The following is a 24,782-nucleotide window of genomic DNA, read 5'->3' on the forward strand; positions in this document are numbered from 1 at the left end:
GGGGTCAATGGTCAGGGCGTGATATGTCGCTTACCCTGGCGCCTGGGAGCCGGGGCCTGGACAGCGAGTGTTTGCTCCGGCGCGGAGGGCGTGGAGTGATCATGAGTGATTCCCTTCCTGGCGGTCTGACCTGGATCAAAGCGTCAGCCTCAGCGCAGAATGGCTGCCTTCAGATGGCCGCTCGGGCGGACGGATCAGTGGTTCTCCGGGATTCGAAGAACCCGGACAGCGGCCTCCTGACCTGTTCCCCGTCCGCCTGGGAAGTCTTCCTGCACGCCGCTCGCGGCGGCGAGATGGATGGGCCGTCGTCGCCCTCCTGATCAGCTGCCCGCCCTCGCCCTGCGGTTGGTCACTGCCTCGTGAACTGACGCGTCCAGGGCGCCGGCCAGCCAGTCCACGTTGCCCGAGGAGAAGGCCAGAGGCGGGCGGAGCTTGAGAACGTTGCCGTCCGGGCCCGCGGTTGAGGTGAGCACACCCTGTCGTCGCAGGTTCTCGACCACATCCAGAGCCAGCCCGGCGTCGGGAACCCGGCCGTCGGCGTCCTCAATCAGTTCGACGCCCGTATAAAGACCCACGCCGCGGACGTCGCCGAGTACCTCGTGTCGGGCCGCGACGTCCCGTAAAGCCTGACGGGTGAGCTCGCCGACGTGAAGACTGTGTTCCTGGAGGTTGTCGGCGCGGATGGTGTCGAGAACGGCCTGAGCCGCGGCCATCGAGACCGGGTTGCCGCCGAAGGTGTTGAAGTAGGGCAGCCGGTCGCTGAACGAGGCCATGACGTCGGCCTGCCCGACCAGGCCGGAGACCGGCATCCCGTTGCCCATCGGCTTGCCCAGCGTGACCAGGTCGGGAACGAAGCCGTGCCGGGCGAAACCCCAGAACCTCTCGCCGGTGCGTCCGAAACCGGGCTGTACCTCGTCGGCGATGATCAGCCCGCCGTTGCGGCGCACCACGTCCACCACGGGGGCGAGAAAGCCTGGGGTGCCGGGGAGTACACCGTCGGAGGAGAACAAGGGGTCAAGGATCAGAGCGGACAAACGGACGTTGTGGGCGCGGAGGTCGTCGATGGCGCTTTGTACCTGGTTGGCGAACCAGGTTCCGATGTCGGCAATTCCGGTCCGGTAGGTGTCAGGGGCCGGGACCAGGCGTACGGTCGGCGCGATCGGCTGGCCGGAACCGAGGGCGGGGGAGACGGCGGAAGTGAGGGCGCTGGTGCCGTGGTAGGCCTCGGCGGTGGCGATGACGCCTTCACCGCTGGTGTGGGCCTGGGCCACTCGCAGGGCCAGGTCGTTGGCCTCGGAGCCGGTGCACATGTACACGGCCCGCCAGTCCTTCTCGGCGGGGAAGGTGGACAGCAGGTCGTCGGTGTAGTCGAGGATTCGCTCGTGCAGGTAGCGGGTGTGGGTGTTGAGCTGCTGCATCTGCTCGGTGACGGCCTGCACGACGGCTGGGTGGCAGTGGCCGAGACTGGCGACGTTGTTGTACAGGTCGAGGTACTGGCGGCCGTCGGCGTCGTACAGGTACTGGCCCTGCCCGCGGACCAGATGCACCGGCTCGCGGTAGAACAGGCGGTAGGAGCCGGCCAGCAGCTGGGCGCGGCGGTCGGTGAGTTCGCGGGTCTGCTGCGCGAGCTGGTCCCGGTCGGCGGGCCGGAAGCTGTTGCTGTCCATGATGGTTGAGCGTCTGGTCATGGCGTGGTGAGGTGGTTCAGAAGGATGGCCTGGACGTCGTGGGCGGAGATGGTCTCGGGGAGCGCGGTCTGCGCGGACGAGCCGATCCGGACGCAGAGCAGGAACGAGGCGGTCACGATGTCCTCGGAGCCACCGTGGCCGCCCTCGTCCACGTGCCCGTGGTCGGTGGTGAGCGCGACCAGCCAGTCCTCGGCGTGCTTTTCGGCGCGGGCGGTGACCGCGGCGGCGATGTTCTCCAGATGGGCGTCGACCCGCAGGACGGCGGCGGCGTTCTCGGCGCTGGTGGCGCCGTGCAGATGCGAGGCCTCGTCCACTTCGCCGAGGTACACGAAGCTGACGTCGGGGCCTTGCGCCACGGCATGCCTGGCCGCGGCGGCGATCTCGTGGTCGGCCCAGCGGTAGCCGTAGACCTCGCCGTCGCGCACGACGATCTGGTGCAGGCCGTGTCGCTGCTGGTCGGGGCGGGCGCCGATGACCGGGCCAGGGCTGAGCGGGTCGACCAGGGGAGGCCAGCCCGCGGCCGCGAAGGTGGTGGTCCTCGGGTTCAGGGCGTGCGCGCGGGCCAGCAGGTCGGCGCTGTGGTGCAGACGGTGACCCACGAACGAGTTGTCGAACACGCCGTGATGAGCGTGCGGGACACCGTGCAGCAGGCTGGACCAGCCGGGCCCGGAGATGGTCGGGACCTCCATCCGGATCCGCGCCAGGCTGCCCTGGTGGCGGAACTTGGCCAGGAACGGGGCGGCTCCGGCCAGGGCTTCGTCGACGCGCAGGCCGTCGATGCCGACGAGCAGGATCTTGCGGGTGTTCATGCGGCGGCTTCCTTTTCTACCAGAACGTTGTCGACGGCAGGGGTGATCCGGACCCGGTCACCGGCGCTGAAACGGGTGGCGGTGCCGGTCGGGACGTCGACCCGGACAGGCGTGTCCTGCCAGGTGACTTCGATGCTGGTGATCGCACCGCGCAGGGTGGTTCCGGTCACCAGGGCCCTTCCCTCGGGATCGGGCTGGATCTGCAGGTCTTCGGGGCGCAGCAGAGCAGTGGCTTCTCCCCGGTGCGCACTGCTGGTGGTGAGTTCCGCACCCAGGACGCCAACACGTCCGTTGCTGTTGATCGTGGCCGGTACTCGGTTGACCACCCCGACGAAGGAGGCGACGAAGGAGCTGGCCGGGGTGCGGTAGATCTCTGAAGGGGTGCCGATCTGGGCGAAGCGGCCCTGGTGCATGACCGCCACCCGGTCGGCCATCGAAAGGGCTTCCTCCTGGTCGTGGGTGACCAGGACGGTGGTGGTGCCGACCTCGCGCTGAACCCGGCGGATCTCCTCGCGCAGCTGCTGACGCACGAAAGCGTCCAGCGCCGAAAGAGGTTCATCCAGCAGGAGCACGCTCGGCTCTACCGCGAAGGCCCGCGCCAGAGCCACCCGCTGCTGCTGACCGCCGGAAAGCTGGTGCGGGAACTTGGCGCCGTGCTCGGCCAGGCCCACCAGCTCCAGCAGTTCGCCGGCGCGCTTGCGGCGTTCGCGCCGCGGCAGGCCGCGTACCGCGAGGCCGTAGGCAACGTTCTGCTCGGCGCTGAGGTGGGGGAACAGCGAGTACGCCTGGAAGACGATGCCCACGCCGCGACGGCTGGCCGGCACGCGGCTGACGTCACGGCCGCCGATCAGGACCCGGCCGGCGTCGGCGCGCTCGAATCCGGCGATGATCCGCAGGGCGGTGGTCTTGCCGCAGCCCGAAGGGCCGAGCAGGGCGAGCAGTTCGCCGCCGTGCACGTTCAGGTCGATGCTCTCGAGCACGGTGCGCCCGGAGAACTGCTTCACCACCTCCTGCAGCTGGACGGGGGTGCTGGTCATGTGGTCGCTCCAGTTCGGGGCCGGCGCCCGGCCAGCGAGAAGGCGCTCAGCAGCAGCCAGGTGCCGAGCAGGGTGAGGACGGCCAGGGCGGCCGCGGCGTGCGGGCTGTCCTGGCCGGTCTGGGCCAGGAACACCGGGTACGTGTTGTGCAGCAGGAGGGTGGCCAGGGCGTACTCGCCGAGCACGAGGGTGACCGAGAGCAGGCTGGCGGTCAGCATGGCGGCGCGCAGGTTGGGCAGGACGACCCGCAGCAGGGTGCGGATCGGGCCGGCGCCGAGGCTGGTGCTGGCCTGGACCAGGGTTCGCAGGTCGATCGCCCGGAACCCGGCGTCCAGGGAGCGGTAGACCAGCGGCAGGGTGAGCACGACGTAGAACGGCACCAGGCTGTACATGCTGGTCAGGAAGCCGGGCACGGTGGCCCGGAAGGTCAGGTTGGCGCCGTTGACCAGGGCCACGGCCGGCACCACCATCGGCAGCACCGACAGGGCCTCGGCCACCGGCAGGGCCTGGGGCAGGCGCAGGTGAAGGTGCAGCAGGGTGGGGATCAGCAGGGCCAGGGCGGCCAGCGTGGTCAGCAGGGCCAGGGTCAGGCTGGCCAGCAGCTGGTCGCGGAACTGGGAGTTCTGCACCGCGCCGAGCAGCGGGTCGAGCGTCCAGCCGGTGGTGGGCAGGCTGAACCCGAACACCCCGGAGGAGACCAGCGGCACTGCGAACAGCAGGGCGGCCAGGACCAGGACCGCGGTGCGCAGGAACCGGCTCATCGCATCCACCTCGTGGTGCGGCGCAGCAGCAGCCAGCGTCCGAGCAGGGCCAGCGCGACCACCAGGACCATGCCGGTGACCAGGGCCGCGGCGAAGGACTCGTCGAGCAGCACGTTGCCGGAGATGAAGAACCCGATCATCACGGCGACCAGGTTGGCGCCGCCGCCACTGATCGCGTAGGCCGTGGCGTAGGCGCTGAAAGCGTTGGCGAACAGCAGCAGGACGGCGCCTGCGACCGCCGGGGCGGTGATCGGCAGGGTGATGTCCCACAGGTAGCGGGCCCGCCCCGCACCCAGGCTCTGCGCGGACTCCAGCCATTCGCGGCGCAGGCCGGCGATGGCGGGCAGGACCAGGATGGCCATCAAGGGCGTCTGGAAGTACAGGTAGACCAGGGTCAGGCCCCAGAAGTCCTGCAGGCGCATGGTGTCGGTGATCTGCCAGCCGGTGGCGTCGTGCACGGTGGTGGTGACCAGGCCCTGGGTGCCCAGCGCAGCGATGAACGCGAAAGCCAGCGGTACACCGGCGAACTGCGAGGCGGCCCCGGAGAAGGACAGCAGGGCATCGCGCAGCCGTCGGGGGACCTGGTCGCCGGTCAGGGCCCAGGCCAGGACCAGGCCGAGGATCCCGCCCAGGATCGCGGTCGTGGCCGAGAGCAGGGCAGTGTCGCGGAAACTCGACAGATACTGCGGTTCCAGCACCTTCTGGAACGCGCTCGAGGACCAGTTGCCCTCGGAGTCGTGCACCGCCGTCCAGACATTGGCCAGCAACGGCACGACCAGGAACACGATCAGCAGCAGTACGTACGGAGCCAGCGCAAGGTGCTTCAGCGCAGTCAGGTTCGGGACGCGCCGGGCCACCACCGCAGTGGTGGCCCGGACGTCGTGGAGGGCCGAACTCACAGCGCGGCTGCCACGGCGGCCCAGCCGTCGGCCACACTCTGGTTTGCGGCCTCACCCTGGGCGATGCTCGGGAAGTTGATGTTCTCCAGGATCTCGGCCGGCGGCAGGGCAGCCTCGGCCTCCTTGCTCAGGGTGCCGGCCTCCTTCATCGCCTGCAGCCGGGCCGGGACGGCGCCGCTGGTGGCGTAGATGTTCGCGCCCTCGTCGCTGAGCAGCCACTCGATCCACAGCCGGCCGGCGTTCGGCTGCGGGCTGTCGATGGTCAGCGGCTGGGCGTACAGGTTGCCGAACACGCCGTCGGAGGGCACCGAAACCTGCAGGTCCACACCGGAAGCGGTGAGTTCCTCGGTGATCCCGGAGTAGTTGTAGTTCCAGTCGAAGGTGACCGCGGCCTCGCCGGTGGTCAGCGACTGCGACGCGGAGTTGCTGCTGACCAGCTGACCGGCATCGGCCAGCTTCTGGAAGAACTCGATGCCGGGGGTGATGTCGTCCATCGAGCCGCCGTTGGCCAGCGCGGCGGCGGTCACCGCGGCCAGCACCGAGGCGCCGTCGCGCGGGTCGCCGATCGCGATCTTGCCCTTGTACTGCGGGTCGAGCAGGTCCTGGAAGGTCTTGGGCACGTCGACCTTGTTGGCGTCCACGCCGATCGAGAGCACGCCGTAGTACGCGCCGAGCCAGTTGCCGTCCGGGTCCTTGAGGTTGTCCGGCACCTCGTCGGCCAGAGACGGGGTGAAACTGCTGACCAGACCCTGGGATACGGCCGGTCCGGTGAACGAGAAGCCGATGTCGAGCACGTCCGGCTGGGTCTTCTGGCCCTTGAGATTCTTGACCGCAGTGAGCTCTTCGGCGCTGGAGGCGTTCGGGCTGGCCACCTCCACCTCGACGCCGTACTTGGCGGTGAAGGCCTTGAACGACTCGCCGTAGTTCGCCCAGTTCTCCGGGTAGGCGATCAGCGCGACCTTCTTCTCCTCCTTGGCCAGGCGAGCGATGCTTTCGAGGTCGGTGCCGATCTCCCGGTCGGAGGCGGCGTCGGCGCTGCCCCCGCAGGCGCTGAGGGCCAGGGCGGCGACGGTCAGGGCAGAGGCGGTGAACATGCGCCGGCTGAGCAGGCGGGACATGGGGTACTCCTGGGCAGAGAAGAAGCTGAGGGGGAGCCTGAGACGGCTCCGCGCGGTGCGGGCGCTTCGGTGCGGCCCGGCGGCCCTAACTCTGACCAGCCTGTATGTCCCGACGGTGAACGGCTGTCGGATAGCGTCCCAATTGGTCTAGGCCATTGGATCGGTCTAGACCAATGGACGTGGTTGGTTACGTCAGAGACGTCCGTTGACGGTGATGCGGAGCAGATCCGAACGGAACAGATCGCGGGAGAACTCCACCGCCACGCCCCGGGCGGTCGAAGCCGTGCGGGTCACCCCCAGAACCGGCTCCTCGGCAGGCAGATCGAGCAGGCCGGCATCCGCCGGGTCGGGCAGGCGCGCGGCCAGTTCCTGCGAGGCGACCGTGGGAGCCGAACCGTAGTGATCACGCAGCAGGGCGTAGATCGACCCGTCCAGGTCGTGATCCAGCAGGTCGGGAAAGAGCGTGGCCGGAAAACTCGACCGCTCCAGCACCACGGGGACGTCATCGGCGATGCGCACACGGACCACGTGATGCACCAGTTCGCCGGGTTCCAGGCGGAGGGCGCTTGCGGTCTCGGCGTCGGGCCCGCGGGTCTGGGCCTCGAGCACCTGCGATGTCACCCGACGGGCCGAGCGCAGCAACTGCGCGCCGAGCCCGGCCATGTCCGTGATGTCGACGCTGGAGCGCGGTCCGGACACCCGCACGCCGCCCCGCGTGCCTGGGGTACGCACCACGTGCCCAGACGCCTCGAGCAGTTCGATGGCCCGGCGCAGCGTCATCCGGCTGATCCCGACCGCCAGAGCCAGCGGCCGCTCGGCCGGCAGACGCTGACCGGAGCTCAGCTCGCCGGAGGCGATGCGCTCGCGCAGGTCGTCGGCGACGATGCGATGCGGCGGCTGGTCCGTGATCCCGGAAAGCCTGGCCCGCAAGGATGTCCACGCAGCCGAGGCCTGGGGCAGTGGGTCGTCCGCGGGGGAGATGTCGGGCATCGGCACATGATAGGTGCCCGGGTGCTCTCTGCTGGCAGACAGCCAGTGACCCCAAATTGGCTATCGATGGCAAGGCCAATCACGGCGATGATGTTTCGGTGCCATTTCTCCGCGCCCACGCCTCGCGCCTGATCCAGCTGCTGATCGGCCTGTTCCTCTACGGCGTGGCCACAGCTCTGATCGTGCAGGCCTCGGTCGGCGTGGTCTCCTGGTCAGTCCTGACCCAGGGCCTGGAGAACCTGGTGCCGCTGTCCTTCGGCACCCTGACCGTTCTGACCAGCTTCGTGGTGCTCCTGCTGTGGTTCCCGCTGCGCCAGCGCCCGGGCATCGGAACCGTGCTGAACGTGCTGCTGATCGGCCCGTTCGCGGACCTGACCTTCGCCGTCGTGCCGGAACCGACCACGCTGCCCGCCCAGATCGCCGTCTTCGCCCTCGGTCTGCTCCTCCTGGCCCTGGCCACCGCCTGCTACATCGGCCCGGGCTACGGCACTGGCCCCCGCGACGGCCTGATGGTCGGCCTGCACGAGCGCTTCGGCCTGCCGATCTGGAAGGCCCGCACCATCGTCGAGGTCTCGGTGGTCGGTGTCGGCTGGGCGCTCGGCGGGAACCTGGGCGTGGGAACGGTGGTGGCCACCTTTGCGATCGGGCCGCTGGTTCACCCGCTCATCCCGCTGTTCGCCTGGCGCAATTCCGCGCAGACGGTTCCGGACGACGTCGAAAAGCTTTCCCCTGTGGGCACTGCTCGAGGCTGAGCGCCTGGTCCGGCGCCCAGCCTCGAGATGGACGACTAGAACTTGACGACGAATGCGTCGCCGTCGTCGTTCGTGTCACCGGGAACGACGTTCGAGGCTGCGGAGGTGAAGAGCAGGGTCTTGTCGTCGCCGGCCAGGGCGTTGCCCGCCACGGACAGCTCGAGCTCTTCGCCGTCGGCGTTCTTGGCGATCCGATACACGTCCCCGCTCTTCAGGTTCCGCACGAACCAGCCCGGTCCGGGATCGCCCGGGGCCAGGTTCTCGTCCTCGGAGTAGAACGTGACCGCTTCACCGCTGGGCGAGATGATCCCGTTGCGAGCGCCCTTCGCGCCCTGCTCCCCGTCGGTGGTGACCACAGCCAGTTCGGTCGTGCCGGTTTCGAGATCGTGCACGTACACGTCGTTCGGGTGGCTGGCCGGCGTCACCAGATCGGTGAAGACCGAGTAGAACGCGACCACCCGGCCGTCGTCGGAGATCGACGCGCTGCTGGCACCGCTGGCCCGCACCCCGGTGTCGGCCTGCGAACCGTCCGAGGTCACCGAGACCCGTTGCGTGGTACCGGTGGCCAGCGTGTGCACGAACACATCGAGAGAGTTATTGGTGTCACCCGGCACCAGGTTCGTGGCGTATGAGTGGAACACCACCGCGCTGCCGTCACCCGAGATCTGCGGTTCCAGGTTGTCCCGGGTCGCGAACCAGGGCTGGGGCGGGTTCGCCAACTTCGGTTCCGACTGCTCCCCACTGGAGCTGACCGAGACTCGCTGGGTGGTGCCGGCGCTCACGTTCCGGACGAAAATGTCCCGCGTGCCGTTGGTGTCACCGTTCACCAGGTCCGTGGCGTCCGAATCGAACGCGACCAGGTTGCCGTCACCCGAGATCGAGGCGTACACATTGCCTCCGCCGCTGTTACCGGCCCCGTTCTGCCCGACCGAGATTCGTACCGTCTCCCCGGTGACCAGGTCCCGGCGGAAGACGTCGTCCTTGCCGTTGGTGTCGTCGTCCACCAGATCGGCCGAACGCGAGGTGAACGCGACGTAGCGACCGTCGTCCGAAATCGTCTGGCCGTTACTGCCATCCGTCGCCGGCTCGCCGTCCGTGGCGATGCCGACCGGCGTGGTGGTACCGGTCACCGTGTCCTTGACGTACGCGTCCGCTCGGATCCCGACGCTGGGAGTACGCGGGATCTCGGTGTAGGTGGTGAACAGGACGTACCGGCCGTCCGGAGTGATGTCGTTGCCTGAGCTCATCCCCTCCAGCTGGTCACCGGCGGAGTCGGTGGAGACCCGGGTGAACGTCGGGCCGGCCGCGGCCGCAGGCAGGGCCAGCACCGGCAGGGCCGCTGCCGTGGTGAGGGTGGCCAAGGCCGTGAGCAAACGTCGATCGCGGTGCATGAAGCTCCTCAAAAGGACTGTCCCCCGTGCGAATATGCTCCCCCGAGCACAGCGGCCGGTGCGTTGCCCCGCCGCTTCTTTCGACGCTACATCGCGATGGTCGACCTTGGGCACAAAAAGGTCAAACGTGAATTTCGGCATGCTGGCGGTACGGCTTGCGCTGTACGCTTCGCCCAGACCATGCGTTGCCGTCACCGGACGGTTTCGGGCCAGCAGAACCGGTGGTGCGGGCGGATTACGCCTCGGCTAGCACGGAGAACCGGACCGGTACTCAAAGTCCTGAGGTATGCCTTCCGGCACCTCTGACCTCCAGTGCACCACCAGGCTGGTGAAGAAACGCTTGTCTTCGCACATGGCTTCACCACTCAGGATGATTCGGACGGGGTGGCGTTCGTCGCGGCCCTCGGTGCAATCGGGGACGCGCGTATTGAGACGCGCCACACCTAGGCCAACGGCTTCCTCTCCCGTCCACGCCGACCAGTTGAGGTTTTCCACCTCCAGGGACGAATCGTCAGTGATCTGGAGCTCCTGAGGCTTGTAGAGCGCCAGGGCGGGTGTCCACATGTCGGCCACGTACATCCGCTCGTCACTTACCGGACCGACCGATATCCAGTTACCAGCGCCGTCGTCCAGAAAACCGGGCGAACCAACCGGCAGTCCGCTGGTACGGAAAGGCCGGCCGTTCTCGTCTCGAATCGAGATTTCCGGCTGTTGCACCCCAGCTCTGGAGTAACGCAGCACGGCTTCCCACGTGCAGTCGCACGTCACGGCGGTGGCATCCAGGAGAAGGTATTCCGCCTCACTCTGGGTCACCTGCAGGGGGAAATCCTTGGCCGGTTGCGGGGGAACATCGGGGTCTTCGCGCGGCTGGGCAACAACCCGAGGAACGGGACGCTGGTCCAGATCAACGCTGAACCGGGCCGGTACTACGGGCGCCCCGCATCCCTCGCCAAGGCCGTAAACGGCCTTACCGCTGGGCTCAGCCTCGTGAAGGATCCGCACGCCAAGGCCTTCGAGAACGATCGCATCCTCGCCGCTGCCTTGTACCTTGATCGTCAGATGGCTGTCGCCGCCGTCCACGGCGTCGGCCTCCAGGGTCCATGCACGCTTGGCTCCGATCACTTCTGGTGGAGGAGCCGGCACCTGAGTGATGTCGTCGTGCTCGGTGATGACTTGCTGACATAGGTTCTGGTTCTCCCCGTCCCATGACACCTGAACGCTGAGGTCAGGGTCAGCGGTCCCCGGTGCGACATCCTCATCGGTGGCCGCGCCTGCTGATGATGACCCTTGATCCGCGAACCGGCCGCCTGAGGGCTCACCCGCCTCGGAAACGAATGAGGCTCCCAGCAGCCCAAGGCTGGCCAGCGCCAGGACCGCAGATGCGCTTCCGGTCAGGTGCCGGTATCGCACCTGGCCGACGGTCGGGAAGAGAACTCCGGCAACGAGAACGCCAGCGGCAGCTACCAGGACCGGCAACCCGGCAGCATCGCCCAAGCTGGCCAGAATCCCTGTCAGCGTTGCCGCCGCAGTGCCGACAGCCAGCCTGCGCTTCACCCGTGCGTCCTGCCACAATGCCGCGAGCCGGGACCAGATATCCGGCCTTCCGGCGGTCCTGCCCTTCGCGCCAGCCATACCGGCCATCACATACCCGCACGCCGTAGCTTTACGGCAATAGTGCCCAAATGGGCAGGGTGTTTGCGATGGACGTCAATCCCCGGCCGCGACCCTGGTGCTAGAACGGCACTCGAGCTGACTCTGCTGGCGCAGAAGCTCGAAACAGTTGATCGACAACGTCAGGCCACCAGACGTTTGCGTGCGCCCACCCAGACCACGAAGGCCAAGGCCGTGACCACTGCGGCTCCGGCGATGATGGCGCCCCAGCCGCCGGCGCTCCACAACGGTCCGGCCAGGAACGAGCCGAAGGCGCCGCCGATGAAGTTGCACACGACCAGGGCGGTGTTGAGGCGGCTGCGTTCGGCCGGGGACAGGGCCACCAGCCGGGTCTGCCCGAGGACCAGGTTGGTCTGGGCGGCGATGTCCAGGACGACGATGGCGATGATCAGCCCGATGATGGAGGTCTGGAAGATCCAGGCGCCAGCCAGGGACAGGGCCAGCAGGCCCAGGGCGATGCCGCTCGCCGGAACCGACCAGCCGCGGTCGTGCATGGTTCCGGCGCGGCGTCCGGCGATGGCACCGGCGAGCCCGGCCAGGCCCACGAGGCCGATCTGGCTGGTGGAGTAGCCGTACGGTTCGTCGGTGAGCAGGAAGGTCAGCGCGGTCCAGAACAGGGAGAACACGGCGAAATTGGCTGCGGCGATCAGCAGGGTGGCCGGGACTGCGCGGTGCCGGGCCGCCGAGGTGAAGACCGATCCGAGGAGCCGGAGGTAGGGCACGGGCTCACGTGCGGGCAGGCGGGGGATGGCCACGCTCAGCACGCCCGCCAGGACGAGGGCTACGGCTGCGACCAGCACGTAGATGGCCTGCCAGCCCCACCGGTCGGCGATCAGGCCGCTGACCGTGCGCGAGAGCAGAATGCCGATCAGCGCACCGGAAGCCACTGTGCCTACGGCTCGGCCTCGCTGTTCGGGGGCCGCGAGTTCGCTGGCCAACGGGACGAGCACCTGCGCGGCGACTGCGGTCAGTCCCACTGCGGCCAGAGCGACCAGCAGGAACCCGTAGACCGGTGACAGCGCGGCCGCCAGCAGGGAGGCGGCGGACAGGACCAGCACGGTCGGGATGAGGCGCCGGCGGTTGAGCACGTCGCCCAAGGGCACCAGCAGGAAAATGCCCAGTGCGTAGCCGATCTGCGTCACGGTCACCAGGGCTGAAGCCCGCGCGGGCTCGACGCCGAAGGAGGCCGCGATCGTCTCGATCAAGGGCTGGGCCAGGTACAGGCTGCCGACTGCGCACCCGCCGGCGATCGCGAACAGCAACGTCAGCATGGGGCTCAGGCCCGGAGCCGGTGAGAGTTCGGGGGAGGCTGAGGGGGACTTCGGTGGCATGGACGGCAGTGCCTTCTTGACGGTTCGGGCAGGGTCACGCGGGCGGCGCCACCGGCTGACAGCGACAGTCAAGAACGGGCCGGACTCCAGGTGAAGAGGCCTGGCTGTCAGGGTTCTGCCAGAACCCCTTTTACCCGATCAGGAGCTGGCTGCGGACGTGGCCGTCCCAGCCCATGCGGCCGCGGCCTCGGTGGCGGTGCGTACCGCATCGAGGATGGGGGTCTTAGCGGCTACCCGTGCTGCCAGGGCACCCCGGAAATAGTCCTCGGTGTTGTTCGCGGCAGCGCCGGCTTCGACCTGGATCCGCTGGGGCTCCTGGTCGCGGCGGACGACCAGGGTGGTGTGGGCGTTGATCGGGACCACGACCGTCACCCGGTACTGCTGGGCCAGGTCCTGGGCCAGGGGCAGGGGATCGGCGTCGTCGGGGGCCTGGGCCAGGGCGCGCAGGGTGGCCGGGCTCGGGGCGAGGATGTGGACGAAGGGTGCGAAGGTGCCCAGCCAGGTGGGGGACGGGCCTGGCTCGAGGATGACCTTGCCACGGGCGTGATAGAGCGCGGAGCGCACCACTTCCGGCGGCAGCGACTCGTCGGTCAGGAGCACGTCGGCGCCGGCCACCGGGTTCATCGTGACGTAGCGGGCCAGCGGCACCTCGTCCGGATCGTTGGCGGGCCGGAACCGGGTGAGATCGACGTCCAGACGCCGCAGTTCGCGCATCATGGTGGTCCAGGCGCCGCCGCCCGCGCTGGGACCGGCGTCACCGATCAGGGTGACTCCGGGCCCGGGGAGCAGGGTTGCCGCGGCCGTCGCCCGCACCGGGCCACGCCCGAGCACCACGACACGATTCGTCCGACTCAACTGATCTACCTTTCAAACCATCAGGAACGCGCTGATGGTAGCCGTATCCGCCGCCGGAGCGCTGATCGCCCGGCGGCGGCCGGCGACTCAGGCGCCCAGGACCACCGGACGCGAGGGGTCGCCCGTCCATTCGCTCAAGGAACCGTCGTAGATCGCGACGTCCTCGCGGCCGGCCACGTACGCCGCGAAGGTCACCAGGGAAGCCGCGATCCCGCCGCCGCAGTAGGTGATCGCGCGGGGGCTCGTCAGCAGCCCGGAGGATTCCAGGGCCTCCCGAAGCTGCTCCACCGGAAGCAGTTTGCCCGTGTCAGGATCTTTCAGCGTATAGAAGGGAAGGTTCTGGCTGCCGGGGATACGCCCGCGGCGGGGGTAGGGGCTGACCTCCTGCTCGCCTCGGAAGGTGGCCGGGTCCAGGGCGTTGATCAGGCACGCATCGGCCTGGGCCACTTCGTCGGTGGTGGCCACCAGATCAGAGCGAAAACTGGGGACGAACGACGCGGCGGCCGCGGTTTGGTTCCCCTTCTCCAGGGGCTGGCCGGCGGCCACCCATGCCTGCTTACCCCCGTCCAGCACCCGTACGTCGTCGTGGCCGAAAACCCGCAGCAGCCACCACACCCGCGTAGCCCAGGCGCCGCCGTCCGCGTCGTAGACCACCACACGGGAGTCGTTACCAACACCGAGCGCACCGATCTGCTGCGCAAAGTATTCGGGGGTGGGCAGGGTGAAGGCGTAGGTGGCGCCGGGCGCGGAAAGCACGCCGGGCACATCGGCGAGGACCGCGCCGGGGACGTGGCCTTGTTCGTAGTCTCCACGCAGCGCCGCGCCCACGTACGTACCGGCGTTCTCGTCGATGTTCAGAACGGTGGACGCGTCGAGGATACGCAGGCGGGGATCGCCCAGTTCCTGAGCCAGAGACTGGGCACTGATCAGAGCAGTGGTCATCGCGAAACGGCCTTTCACGCGGTTCTCGGACGGTCGACGGTGCCAACGCACTTCGGCCGCGGCGGCGTTCCAGACATCAGGCATCGTGATCACCGGGCCGGAAAATTCTCGACGATCGCGGGCAACCTTTGGTGATTGGCCGGATTTAGGGCGGTACGTGAGTTGACTTAAACCAGGCCTGCCCAGGATCACCGACCATGCGAACTTCCCTGACGCCCGGCCGACGACGGCCGTCCCCGCGACGGCTGTGGCTGCTGAGTCTGTGCGCGGTCGCGCTCGCGATCACCGGCACCACCGTCGCTCTGCAGTCGGCGTCGGCCAAGCCGCCGCCCCGCTGGGGCCACCGCCCGATCACCCAACCGGTGGCCACCCCGTCCGTTACCGCTGAACCCAGCGCTACTGAGCCCAGCGCAACCGAACCGTCCGAGACCGAGCCGGCAGCAACGTCCACAAGTGATGCTCCTGACGCGACCGACGCCTGCGGCCGCAAGGCCTCGGCGTCGGCTCAGGCCAAGGTCACCGATGTGAAGCTGCCCAGCCAGGTCAAGGGGTATGGCCGGGAGGGGGACACCGAGGTGCTGCCGCTGGCGATTGCCTCCGCCCCGAACGGCAAGTCCTGGCTGGCCTGGGTCGCGGCCTCCGGTGACAAGGTCTACCTGGGCCAGCTCGGCTGCGACGACGAGCTGGTCGGCGAGCCCACCGTTTTCGAGGGTATTGACCTGCAGGACGTCTCGGCCGACGCCGACGGCGGGGTACTGCTGATCACCAAGAAGGGCGAGTGCGGCACCGGTCCGCTGTGTGGAGGCACGTCCAGTCCGTGCAACACCATGCACATGATCCGGTTCGACACCTCGGGCCAGCAGGTCTGGGACCGGCAGGTGACCAACCTGGACGGCAGCCGCAAGGGTTACAGCGACGGCGCCCGGTTCGTCTGGTGGTACCAGCACCACGGCCGGCTGGCCTATGACGGGGAGAACTACGCGGCCTACTTCGGTACCGCGATCACCGTGAAGAACGGCAACTGTGTGGACATCCACCAGGGCGACCGGATGCAGGTGGTGGACTCCCAGGGCGCGCTGGTGAAGAACCAGGGCTTCGAGGTGGGCTGCAGCCATGCCTGGACCTCGCGGATCCTGCACGATCCGCAGAAGCAGGACTGGGTGATGAACTGCGCCACCGACAACCAGTGCCGGATCGCCCAGCCGAACCCGTACCGCACGGTCGCGGCGAGCAAGTGTGACGGGACGTTGTTCGGCGGTGACCTGGTTGCGGCCAAGAACGGCTACTGGTCGGCGTGGAGTCAGGGCAACGCGGTGAAGCTCTCGCGCTTCACCACCGGCGCGGCCGAGGCCACTGTCGATCCGGGCGTGGCCACGCAGCATCCGCACCTGGTCAAGTACGGCGCGGACCGGATGCTGATCAGTTGGGGCTCGGGTGCCCAGACCAAGGCCAAGGTCCTGGACCGTGGCACCGGCGCCACGATCGGCTCGGAGCTGAGCATCCCGGCCACCGACCACGACTTCCTGGCGGTCAAGGAGTACCCGGACGGTAGCGTGGCCTTCCCAGCCCCGGGCACCGACTCCAGTTCGGTCAAGATCGCCCGAGTACTGCCGATGAGCTGAGCTTTCGTGAAGGGGGCGCTGGACCGGCGTCCCCTTCACCGGCCTCCTTCTCCGGAACTGCCGCTGACCGCTGAGCGAACATTTCGGTCATAACGGTCAGGAAGGCGTAACGTCGGCGCATGAATGCCCGCGCTTGCGCCTCGCCCGCCGGGCCCGGCCATGACGTCCGGGCCGAACGGTAGGGGAGGCGCGCAGGGGTGAAGCGGTTACCCGTCCTGGTGGTGGGGGCGGGGCCGGTCGGGCAGACCACGGCTGCGCTGCTGGCCCGCTGGGGTCTGGACGTGCGTCTGTTCGAGGCCCGCACCGCGCGTGAGCGCACCGGGTCCCGGTCGATCAGCCAGGCTCGCGACGTCCTCGACATCTGGGACCTGATCGGCGTGGGGCGTCGCCTGGCGGCCGAGGGCGTCCCCTGGAGCATGGCCCGCACCTACCTGCGCGATCGTGAAGTGGCCAGCCTGGAACTGCCCGACCAGAGCCATGCCGTGTTCCCGCCGTTCGTGAACATCAGCCAGGACCACACCGAGGAACTGCTGCAGGCGGCGCTCACCCGGCTCGGGGTCGGCACCTCCTGGGATCACGAGCTGGTGAAGATCTCAGCAGAGGACGATGCGATCCGTGCCACTTTCCGTCGCGGAGCCGGCGAGATCGACGTCTGGGGTTCGCATCTCGTCCTGGCCACGGGCGCCTCGAGCGAGACCCTGCGTTCGGCGCTGGGCGTGACCTTCGAGGGCCGGGCCTTCACCGGCCAGTTCCTGAGCTGCGACATCCGGGCCGATCGCCCGGACTGGGCCAGCGAGCGCCGTTTCTACATCGACCCGCCCTGGGCACCGGGCGCTCAGGTGCTGATCCAGGTCTGCCCGGACTCGACGTTCCGGATCGACTGGCAGGTGCCGGAGGAGTACGACCTCGGCGAGGACGAACGTTGCGGTGGCCTGGACCGGCGCATCCGCGCGGTGCTCGGTGAACACCCGTTCGAGATCGTCGCAAAGTCCACCTATCGCTGCCAGAATCGCTGCGCCGATCGTCTTCAAGCAGGAAAGGTCTTACTAGCAGGAGACGTCGCTCACCTGGTTGCGCCGTTCGGTGCCCGAGGGCTCAACACGGGTGTCTTCGACGCCGAGAACGCCGCCTGGAAAATTCTTTTCGACGTGCACCACTGGGCCGGCCCGCACCTGCTGGGCAGTTACCAAGACGAGCGCCATGCCGCTGCGCGCGAGGACCTCGACGTCACCTCAGCCACTCTGCGCTTCCTGGTGCCGCAGTCTCCGGCCGAGCGGGCCGAGCGGGAACGGGTGCTGCGCGCGGCGACCGATCCGGCTCTGGCGACCAGGATCGATTCCGGGCGTCTATCCGAACCCTTCTGGTACCCCGGTTCGCGGCTGGTCACCCCGGACCCCACGCGTCCATTTGTCGGCCGCCCGAGCCGAGGGGCCGTGCCCGACCCGGCCCCGGGCGTCCTGGTGCCCGATCTGCCCGTGCGGGTGCCGGGCCGGCGCTCGGTGACTCGGCTGCGAGAGGTGCTGCGCGGCGGTTTCACCGTGCTGGTGCGCGACGGTCGGTACAGCGAAAAGCTCTACCGGGCAGCGGTCTCGGCGTCCGAATGCCCGATCGACGTGGTCGCGCTGGACGGTGTGAGCGGCGGCGAGGACGTGATCAAGACGCTCGGGATGCGGCCGGGGGAGGCCTGGCTGATCCGGCCGGACGCCTATGTGGCCGCGATCGTGACCGAGGACGATCCGGACGACCTGGCGCGGTGCCTGCTCCGGGCGCTCGGGTTCTGAGTGACGGCCGCTGTCAAGAGTATGGGCCGCCTTGATCTAGATTTAGCCGCATGGAATCTGCGGGTGTACTTGACTGGATCGGCCTCGTGCTGGAGTTCGTGGGGCTGGTGCTGATCATTCCCGGCGCGTTCCTGCTGTACCGCGCCACGAGCATCGACGGCCGGCGCCGCCGGGCCGAGGGCATCAGCGGCTACCTGCCCGGCGACAACGCCCGCCTGTCCCGGCTGGTGCGGGCCGAGGAGCAGGACTGCGGCATGCCCGACACCGACCGCACGCGCCTGATCTCGCTGGCCCACACGCTGCAGGCCCGGCGTCCGCTGGCCCTGATCCTGGCGGTCGGCCCGCTGACGGCCTGGGGCCGGGCCCTGCAGGACCCGACCACGTCGGTGATCGTGCTGGCCGTGGTGCTGCTGGTGATGATCGTGGCGATCGTCCAGATCGAGCGGCAGGCCCGGGACGGGCAGGCGTTCCTGAAGCGCTTCGCGGCCCCGGTTTCGGCCTAGGTGGAGGCCTGATCGGACCGGGCCTCCACCCGACACCTTGGGCGCGAGCTGAACGTCAGCGGACGTTCTTGACGCGGGTGATCGACAAGGCGCCGAGGACGGCGAAAAGTGCTCCGCCGACGAAGAGCCCGGGGTATCCGAACGCGGCGACGACACTAGGTGCGGCGGTCGGTAGCAGCGACTGGGGCAGTGCCTGAGCGATGTTGATGACTCCGAGGTCCTTCCCGGAGGTCTCGTCGCTCGGCAGGACGTCCGTGATGAGGGCGAGTTCGACGGACAGGAAGGCGCCGATGCCGGCGCCGAGGATGAGCTGTCCGACGAACATGGTGGTCAGGTCGGTCGAAGTCGCGAGGACGAGCAGTCCGACGCCGGCCACGACGGCCGAGCCGATCACGAAGGGCTTGCGGCGCTGGCTGCGGTCGGAGAGCCAGCCGCCCAGCACGGTGGTCAGGATCAGGCCCACCCCGTTGACCAGCGTCGCCTGGAAGACGACCGTCGCGGTCTGCGACTCCTGGACCCCGATCCGGTCGATGAGGAAGTACGGCAAGTAGGTCGTCGCGGTGAACTGGCTGACGAAGAGGCAGAACCGGGTGAGCCAGGCCCAGCCCAGATCGGGGTGCCGGCGGGGGTCGAAGACGAACGAGCCGAAGAGCTGCCGGATACCGAACGGTTCGGTGGGGCGGTGCTCGAGGCGGCGGTCGCGTACCGGAGCGATGACGGCCAGCAGGATGAGGATCCCGACCGCACTGGGCACGAGGCCCTGGGCGAGTCCGGCGGGGAAGAGCTGTACGAGGAACGTGCCGGCGACCAGGGTGATGTTCTGGCCGAGGCTGATGAACGAGGCGACACGTCCGCGGCGGCTCGTGGGCACCTGGTCGGGAAGCATGGCGATCAGGGCCGCGAGGGCGAAGTTGAAACCCGTTTGGCCGATGGCCCAGCCGACCAGCAGAACGCCGACGTTCGGGGCGACCGCGATCATGGCGATGCCCACGTAGCCGAGGGCTGCGCCGAACAGGATCCACGGTTTGCGCATGCCGAACCGGCTGGTGGTGCGGTCCGAGATGCGTCCGGCGAGGGGGTTGGCGATGAACGCGCAGACTGCCCCGACGCCGAGCACCAGGCCGAGGTTCGTGGTGGCGTTGTCGGGGGAGATCTGCCGTAGGCGCAGGGCGATCGTGACGAGCAGCGGTGGTACGAGAGCGATGCCGAGGCCGAACATCGCTACGGGGATGGCGATCGGGGCCAGGCGGGAGCGAGGGGGCGCCGCAACGGACGGCGGCTGGTGGCTCGGTTCGCCGACGGTTTCCTTCACGGATGGGTCCACGGTGACTCTCCAGGGGCGTGGCCGCTCGACGAGCGGCGGTGCCCGGGAAAGTAGCACGTAAAAGTACCGCGTGGAACTTTTACGGGGCGGCGATGAGGGTGTCCAGCAGGGTCATCGCGGCCTCGAAGGAGTCCCCGGGCTGCAGGAGCTGCTGCACGCTCAGACCGTCCGCGGCCCCGAGGAGGAGGGCCGCGGTGACGCTCGGGTCGATGTCTCGGCGGATCACGCCCGCTTCCTGCCCGGTGCGCAACGTCGTGGTGATCTCTTCCACGAGCCGCGTGTGCCGTTCCTGAAAATGACTACGGGAAGCAACGTTTCCCGGTTCCAGGGCGCGCGAGGTCATGGCGTTGTAGAGGGCCATCAGGCCGGGTGCGCGAAGGCTGATCTGTGCCGCACGGGTGGCGAAGTCGGAAGCCGACCGGCTCTCGGCGAGCTCGGCCGCCCCGCGTTGGTCGGCCTCCTGCAGGACGGCCAGGAAGAGTTCTTCCCGATCGGCGAAGTAGCGTGTGATGGCCGCATGGGTGAATCCGATCGCCTCGGCGATGGCGCGCAGGGTGGTGCCCTCGACTCCGCGCTCGGCGACGACCTCGATGGTGCGCTCGAGGATCTCCTGGCGCCGCTGCTCGCCTTTCGCGTAGCGCCGTCCGGGTCGGCTGCGGATGGGTGCGGTGGTCGACGGGCTGGTGTCCGGCTCGGCATTCACCCTGCTACGGTACTCAAACCAAAGAGTTCCATGTGGAACTTTTATGTCCGGGACGGAGTGGTTCGCGGTGGTCGACAGCAGCACGAGGAGCACGGGCGATCGGGGCGGCCGACGATGGTGGCGCGATGCGGCGGTCTACCAGGTCTACCCTCGCAGCTTCGCTGACGGGACCGCGGACGGAGTCGGGGATTTCGCGGGGGTGCTGGCGCGACTGGAGCACTTCACCGAACTCGGGGTCGACGCTGTGTGGTTCAGTCCGTTCTATCCCTCCTCGCTCCATGACGGAGGCTACGACGTCGACGACTTCCGGGCGGTGGACCCGCGGATCGGCACGCTGGAGCAATTCGACGAGATCGTCAAAGGCCTTCACGCACGGGGCATCCGCGTGATCGTCGACATCGTCCCCAACCACAGCTCGGACGAGCACGTCCTGTTCCAGGCGGCTGTCGCATCCTCTACCGGTTCCCCCGAGCGTGCGCTGTACCATTTCCGGCCGGGCCTGGGCGAGAACGGCGAACTGCCGCCCTCGGACTGGCAGTCCTTGTTCGGCGGCAGCGCCTGGACCCGGGTTCCCGACGGCGAGTGGTACCTGCACCTCTTCAGTCGGCACCAGCCGGACTGGAACTGGGCGCACCCGGCTGTCCACGAGGAGTTCGAGAGAACGCTCAGGTTCTGGGGCGATCGCGGCGTCGACGGATTCCGCGTCGATGTCGCGATGATGCTGGCCAAGGACATGACGGACCCCCTGCCGCCTTGGGCCCAGGTGAGCGCCGGTCTTCCGATGCTGCAAGGTGGCGCGGCGACTGCGGCCGAGGCTGCTTTTGAACCGGGCAGCAACCCGATCTTCGACCGTGACGAGGTGCAGGACATCTACGCGGCGTGGCGTTCGCTGTTCGAGGAGTACGACCCGCCGCTGGCGGCCGTCGCCGAAGCCTGGGTGCCACCTGCTCGCCGGGCGCGCTACGCGAGCGCACAAAGCCTGGGACAGGCCTTCAATTTCGACCTGATGGCCGCCGCCTGGCGCAAAGAGGCCTTCCGCGAAGCGATCGACCAGAACCTCGGGGCGGCCGCCGAGGCCGGCAGTTCGAGCACCTGGGTTCTGTCCAACCACGACATCGTGCGTCACCCGACCCGCTACGAACCGGAGACCGAGGGCCTGTCGCCGACGCGTCGGCGACGGATCGGCCTCGAACGCGGCCGGGCTGCATCCTTGCTGATGATGGCTCTGCCCGGCAGCGCCTACATCTACCAGGGAGAGGAACTGGGATTGCCGGAGGTCCTGGACATCCCGGAATCTGCGGCTCAGGACCCGGTCGCCGGTATCGAAGGCGTGGTCTTCCCCACCCGGGACGGAAGCCGTGTTCCTCTGCCCTGGGACCGGTCTCACCCTTCGTTCGGCTTCGGTGCCGCGCCGGCGCACCTGCCCCAGCCGCCCTGGTTCACCGACTTCGCCGCATCAGTGCAGCGCGACGACCCGCGCTCCACGCTCTCGATGTACCGACGAGCTCTTCGCCTGCGTCGTCTGATGGACATCGACGCTCCGCTGGAGTGGACGGATCTCGGCGCCGGGGTTCTCGCCTTCCGGAGGGGGACAGTGCTGTCGGTAACGAATTTCAGTGAGCAGCCGGTGGAGCTGCCGCCCGCGCCCGTTCTGCTCGCCTCGGATCTGAGCGCTACCGCCACCTTGCCTCCGAACACCAGCATCTGGCTCGGGCGACTCGACTGACGGTAAGACTCCATGAAACTGTCCCGCAGCCAGCAGAGCGCAGTGCATGACATCGAGACCATCTGTGCGTCCGAGACCGACTCCCGGACCCTGCGGCGTCGGGTCGCCGCCCGGTTGTCCCGGGAGATGCACTGGGACGCAGCTTGCTTCGCCACGATCGATCCCTGGACCATGCTGATCACCGACGAGATCTCCGAGGGCGTCCCGGACGACTCCTTCGCTCTCGTGGCCCACAACGAGTACTTGGTCGACGACGTGAACAAGCTGGTCACCCTGGCCCGGTCCAGCAGCCGGGTCGGCATCCTGAGCCAGGCCCTGGAGCAGTCGCAACACACCAGCCCTCGCCTGGAGACCGTGCTGGCCGCCTTCGACGTCCGGCACGAACTGCGCGCCGCTTTCGTGGCCGACGGACAGTGCTGGGGCGCCCTGGCCCTCTTCCGCAACGGCGGCAGAACGGACTTCGGGGACGAGGATGCCGCCCTGGTGCAGACCGTCACCTTCGCCATGGCGGTGGGGCTGCGCCGTACCGCCACCCAGGTAGACGCCACCGTGGAGTTGACCGACGCCACCGACGGGCCCGGCGTCCTCGTGCTGAACCAGAACACCGAGGTTCTGATGGCCAACCAGGCTGCGAGCGCCTGGCTGCAGGAGTTTCCCCCGCACACGATCAAGGGCAACGGCGGCCTGCCCCTGGCGGTGCATCAGGTGGTTGCCCGGGTGCGGATGGGCTCAGGCGCTTCACAGCTGGGCGCCTACGCCCGGATCCGCACCCGGGCCGGTCACTGGCTGATGGTGCAGGGCTCTCTGATCGGGACGCCGGAGCAGCCCGACCAAGGCGTGAGCGTCGTGATCAGCAAGGCGCCTTCGTCCGACATCGCCGAACTGCTGATGCTCGCCTACGGACTGACCCTCCGGGAACGGCAGGTCCTCCAGCGGGTCATCGCCGGCCTGTCCTCGGCCGGTATCGCCGCGCAGATGCACATCTCGGTGAACACCGTCCAGGACCACCTCAAGGCCGTCTTCGCCAAGGTCGGGGTGCGCAGCCGTGGCGAACTGGTCGCCCAGCTACTCGGGCGGCACTACCTGCCGGCGGTGGACTCGCCCTGACCGACGAACGTCGCCTCGAAGAACGAGAACGGACTGGCGGTCGGCACCGTCCGGTCGAGAACGAAACCGCTCACATTGAGCAGCTTCTCGTACTCCTCGGCGGTGCGCTCGCGTCCCGTCATGGTTCCCAGCATCACCAGGTCGACCATCTTGGTCAGATGCGGCTCGTCCCCGGTCGGAACCGCCGACTCGGCCAGCACGACACGGGCCCCCGGAACCGAGGCAGCGGCCACGGAACGGAGAATGCGCAGGCAGGCGTCGTCGTCCCAGTCGTGGAACACGTAGGACAAGAGATAAACATCGGCCTTCGGCACTGAGACGAAGAAGTCGCCGCCCTGGGGCACGATCCGCTCGGCCAGCCCGCGCTCGGCCAGCAACTGCCCCGCGGCGGCGACCACGTCGGGCCGGTCGAAGACGATGCCTCGTCGGTCCGGTTCCCCGGCCAGCAACCGAGCCAGCATGTCACCGTCGGCACCACCCAGGTCAGCCACCACCGCCCCCGGCGGGAGGGTGTAGCCGTCCAGCATCCCGGCCCGCATCCCTGGGGTGAGTTCGGCCATCGTGCGGTTCTGCAGGTCGATCCTGGCCGGGTCACGCTGGATCCAGTCGAAGAAGGGCTCGCCGAGGTGATGCTGGGCGGCGTTCTCACCGGTGGTGACGGTATGCAGCAGGTCACCGAACGAGGCGTAGTGCGTCTCCATCCACCACAGGGCAACATTGCGCATCGATCCGGGGGTGCCCTCGGCCAAGGTGGCACCGAGCGCAGTGAGCTCAACGCGCTCGCCCTCGGTCCGGAACACGCCCAGAGGCGCCAGCGTCCGGACGATCCGGCCGAGCGCATCGGCATGCGTTCCCGTTGCCGCAGCGATCTCGCCGACGGTGAGCGGGCCGTTCAGCAGAGCGGTGGCCGTTCCGGTCTTGGCCACGCTGTAAAGGGCCTGCGAGATCTGGAAGCCACCCAGCATGGTGAGCATCTGGATCGGTGGGGGTGGCAGGGCGGTCATGGAACTCTCCTTCGGCGAACGAATGTCGGCACCGACACTAGAAAGCCCTGCTGGCCGTCTCCATCCCAGAATTCTGGGATTCGACCGATCCGTGACCCGGGGTGCTGAAGTAAGCCCTTAAACCGGACTCTGGGCGAGCCGGGCGATGGACGTCTCGAGGCCCTCGGCGATCATGGTCAGGGCGCTGGTGAAGTCGTCGTCCTCGGCCTGCTCCGATTCCAGCAGTCCGAGCGCGTCGGCGACGAGACGTTGCTGCTCGTGAAAGGTGAAGCCGACGACGAAGTGCACGACCGCGGCGGCAGCCACGTCGGCCAGCGCGTCCGGCACGGCCTGGGCGCGGGCGGCGGCGAGCAGCTTCGGGCGCACGGGGGACTCGACCAGCCCGAGCGCGAGTGAGCTGGAGACCAGTTCGGAGGCGTCGCGGTAGGCGAGCAGGCACTCGTGCATCCGGCCGCCGACCACCAGCACGGCCGCGGGCACGGCCAGGTTCGTGATGTCGACCTCGTGGACCGGGGCGAGGATGCGCGAGCTGACCGCGGCCAGCAGCGCCTGCTTGTTCGGGAAGTGCCAGTACAGGGCGCTCGGCTGGACGCCCAGGGCGCCGGCCAGATTGCGCATGGTCAGGTCGGGCAGGCCGTGCTCGTCCAGGAGTTTCAGGGCCATGTCGGCCACGTCGGCCTTGGATCGTCTGGAGGGACTTCCCGAACCGGCCATCGCTCCATTATGGTCCTGAACGGTGTTCAGGTGAACGCCGTTCAGGAAAGGTGA

23 protein-coding genes are annotated in these 24,782 nt (G+C 68.5%); 7 read left to right on the plus strand and 16 right to left on the minus strand.

What is annotated here, in order from left to right; translation table 11 throughout:
* Positions 1-101 precede the first annotated feature (101 nt).
* Positions 102-320 carry a DUF397 domain-containing protein gene (locus tag LR394_RS43770; protein ID WP_407937151.1) on the plus strand — a complete coding sequence of 73 codons (219 nt, stop codon included), beginning with the start codon at positions 102-104 and terminating at the stop codon, positions 318-320.
* Here LR394_RS43770 and LR394_RS29045 read toward each other — a convergent pair whose 3' ends face one another.
* From LR394_RS29045 to LR394_RS29075, 7 genes are all read right to left on the minus strand, one after another.
* Entirely contained in the window at positions 321-1,688 is a 1,368-nt protein-coding gene (locus LR394_RS29045; RefSeq protein ID WP_407937148.1) for an aspartate aminotransferase family protein, read from the minus strand.
* Positions 1,685-2,497 carry an alkaline phosphatase family protein gene (locus LR394_RS29050; protein ID WP_231447764.1) on the minus strand — a complete coding sequence of 271 codons (813 nt, stop codon included), beginning with the start codon at positions 2,495-2,497 and terminating at the stop codon, positions 1,685-1,687. Before LR394_RS29050 ends, LR394_RS29045 begins: the two co-directional genes overlap by 4 nt.
* Entirely contained in the window at positions 2,494-3,534 is a 1,041-nt protein-coding gene (locus LR394_RS29055; RefSeq protein ID WP_231447765.1) for an ABC transporter ATP-binding protein, read from the minus strand. The genes LR394_RS29050 and LR394_RS29055 overlap by 4 nt, the downstream gene beginning before the upstream one ends.
* Positions 3,531-4,295 carry an ABC transporter permease gene (locus tag LR394_RS29060; protein ID WP_231447766.1) on the minus strand — a complete coding sequence of 255 codons (765 nt, stop codon included), beginning with the start codon at positions 4,293-4,295 and terminating at the stop codon, positions 3,531-3,533. The genes LR394_RS29055 and LR394_RS29060 overlap by 4 nt, the downstream gene beginning before the upstream one ends.
* Positions 4,292-5,194 carry an ABC transporter permease gene (locus LR394_RS43290; RefSeq protein WP_231447767.1) on the minus strand — a complete coding sequence of 301 codons (903 nt, stop codon included), beginning with the start codon at positions 5,192-5,194 and terminating at the stop codon, positions 4,292-4,294. The genes LR394_RS29060 and LR394_RS43290 overlap by 4 nt, the downstream gene beginning before the upstream one ends.
* On the minus strand, positions 5,191-6,312 hold the full coding sequence (locus LR394_RS29070; RefSeq protein ID WP_231447768.1) for an extracellular solute-binding protein: 1,122 nt from the start codon (positions 6,310-6,312) through the stop codon (positions 5,191-5,193). The genes LR394_RS43290 and LR394_RS29070 overlap by 4 nt, the downstream gene beginning before the upstream one ends.
* 192 nt (positions 6,313-6,504) lie before the next feature.
* The gene (locus LR394_RS29075) at positions 6,505-7,302 is read right to left on the minus strand and encodes a GntR family transcriptional regulator (RefSeq protein ID WP_231447769.1); all 798 of its coding nucleotides are present in this window, start codon (positions 7,300-7,302) and stop codon (positions 6,505-6,507) included.
* A 98-nt stretch (positions 7,303-7,400) separates the two neighbouring features.
* Between LR394_RS29075 and yczE the strand changes: the two genes are divergently transcribed.
* Positions 7,401-8,054 carry a membrane protein YczE gene (gene yczE / locus LR394_RS29080; RefSeq protein WP_231447770.1) on the plus strand — a complete coding sequence of 218 codons (654 nt, stop codon included), beginning with the start codon at positions 7,401-7,403 and terminating at the stop codon, positions 8,052-8,054.
* Positions 8,055-8,089: 35 nt separating this feature from the next.
* Here the strand turns inward: yczE and LR394_RS29085 are convergent, their stop codons facing one another.
* The 5 genes from LR394_RS29085 to LR394_RS29105 form a co-directional block, all read right to left on the minus strand.
* A complete protein-coding gene (locus LR394_RS29085) occupies positions 8,090-9,445 on the minus strand; it encodes a TolB-like translocation protein (RefSeq protein ID WP_231447771.1) in 1,356 nt (451 codons plus the stop codon).
* A gap of 246 nt (positions 9,446-9,691) precedes the next feature.
* Complete coding sequence (locus tag LR394_RS29090) at positions 9,692-11,077, minus strand: hypothetical protein (protein WP_231447772.1); 1,386 nt, start codon at positions 11,075-11,077, stop codon at positions 9,692-9,694.
* Positions 11,078-11,238: 161 nt separating this feature from the next.
* A complete protein-coding gene (locus tag LR394_RS29095) occupies positions 11,239-12,387 on the minus strand; it encodes an MFS transporter (RefSeq protein WP_231447773.1) in 1,149 nt (382 codons plus the stop codon).
* Between the two features lie 198 nt (positions 12,388-12,585).
* A complete protein-coding gene (locus LR394_RS29100; RefSeq protein ID WP_231447774.1) occupies positions 12,586-13,302 on the minus strand; it encodes a hypothetical protein in 717 nt (238 codons plus the stop codon).
* 87 nt (positions 13,303-13,389) lie between these two features.
* Positions 13,390-14,244, minus strand: coding sequence for a sulfurtransferase (locus LR394_RS29105; RefSeq protein ID WP_231447775.1), 855 nt, complete (start codon positions 14,242-14,244; stop codon positions 13,390-13,392).
* Between the two features lie 197 nt (positions 14,245-14,441).
* On the opposite strand from LR394_RS29105, the gene LR394_RS29110 reads away from it, so the two are divergent.
* From LR394_RS29110 to LR394_RS29120, 3 genes are all read left to right on the plus strand, one after another.
* The gene (locus tag LR394_RS29110) at positions 14,442-15,866 is read left to right on the plus strand and encodes a hypothetical protein (protein ID WP_231447776.1); all 1,425 of its coding nucleotides are present in this window, start codon (positions 14,442-14,444) and stop codon (positions 15,864-15,866) included.
* A gap of 197 nt (positions 15,867-16,063) precedes the next feature.
* Positions 16,064-17,647 (plus strand): FAD-dependent monooxygenase, encoded by a 1,584-nt coding sequence (locus LR394_RS29115; RefSeq protein WP_231447777.1) that lies wholly within the window; start codon positions 16,064-16,066, stop codon positions 17,645-17,647.
* A gap of 50 nt (positions 17,648-17,697) precedes the next feature.
* On the plus strand, positions 17,698-18,150 hold the full coding sequence (locus LR394_RS29120) for a hypothetical protein (protein WP_231447778.1): 453 nt from the start codon (positions 17,698-17,700) through the stop codon (positions 18,148-18,150).
* A 55-nt stretch (positions 18,151-18,205) separates the two neighbouring features.
* On the opposite strand, the gene LR394_RS29125 is transcribed toward LR394_RS29120, so the two are convergent.
* Together LR394_RS29125 and LR394_RS29130 are read right to left on the minus strand one after the other, a co-directional pair.
* A complete protein-coding gene (locus LR394_RS29125) occupies positions 18,206-19,474 on the minus strand; it encodes an MFS transporter (RefSeq protein WP_231447779.1) in 1,269 nt (422 codons plus the stop codon).
* A 79-nt stretch (positions 19,475-19,553) separates the two neighbouring features.
* The gene (locus LR394_RS29130; protein WP_231447780.1) at positions 19,554-20,177 is read right to left on the minus strand and encodes a TetR/AcrR family transcriptional regulator; all 624 of its coding nucleotides are present in this window, start codon (positions 20,175-20,177) and stop codon (positions 19,554-19,556) included.
* A gap of 43 nt (positions 20,178-20,220) precedes the next feature.
* On the opposite strand from LR394_RS29130, the gene LR394_RS29135 reads away from it, so the two are divergent.
* Both LR394_RS29135 and LR394_RS29140 read left to right on the plus strand, forming a co-directional pair.
* Positions 20,221-21,903 (plus strand): glycoside hydrolase family 13 protein, encoded by a 1,683-nt coding sequence (locus tag LR394_RS29135; RefSeq protein ID WP_231447781.1) that lies wholly within the window; start codon positions 20,221-20,223, stop codon positions 21,901-21,903.
* Between the two features lie 12 nt (positions 21,904-21,915).
* Positions 21,916-23,010: a helix-turn-helix transcriptional regulator gene (locus tag LR394_RS29140; RefSeq protein ID WP_231447782.1), complete on the plus strand. Its 1,095-nt coding sequence runs from the start codon at positions 21,916-21,918 to the stop codon at positions 23,008-23,010.
* Here LR394_RS29140 and LR394_RS29145 read toward each other — a convergent pair.
* Positions 22,983-24,014: an acetylserotonin O-methyltransferase gene (locus LR394_RS29145; protein WP_231447783.1), complete on the minus strand. Its 1,032-nt coding sequence runs from the start codon at positions 24,012-24,014 to the stop codon at positions 22,983-22,985. The genes LR394_RS29140 and LR394_RS29145 overlap by 28 nt on opposite strands.
* Before the next feature lie 117 nt (positions 24,015-24,131).
* Positions 24,132-24,728, minus strand: a complete 597-nt coding sequence (locus LR394_RS29150) for a TetR family transcriptional regulator (RefSeq protein ID WP_231447784.1) — start codon at positions 24,726-24,728, stop codon at positions 24,132-24,134.
* Positions 24,729-24,782 lie beyond the last annotated feature (54 nt).

The organism is Kineosporia babensis, from assembly GCF_021129305.1.
GTDB classification, from domain to species: Bacteria; Actinomycetota; Actinomycetes; order Actinomycetales; family Kineosporiaceae; genus Kineosporia; species Kineosporia babensis.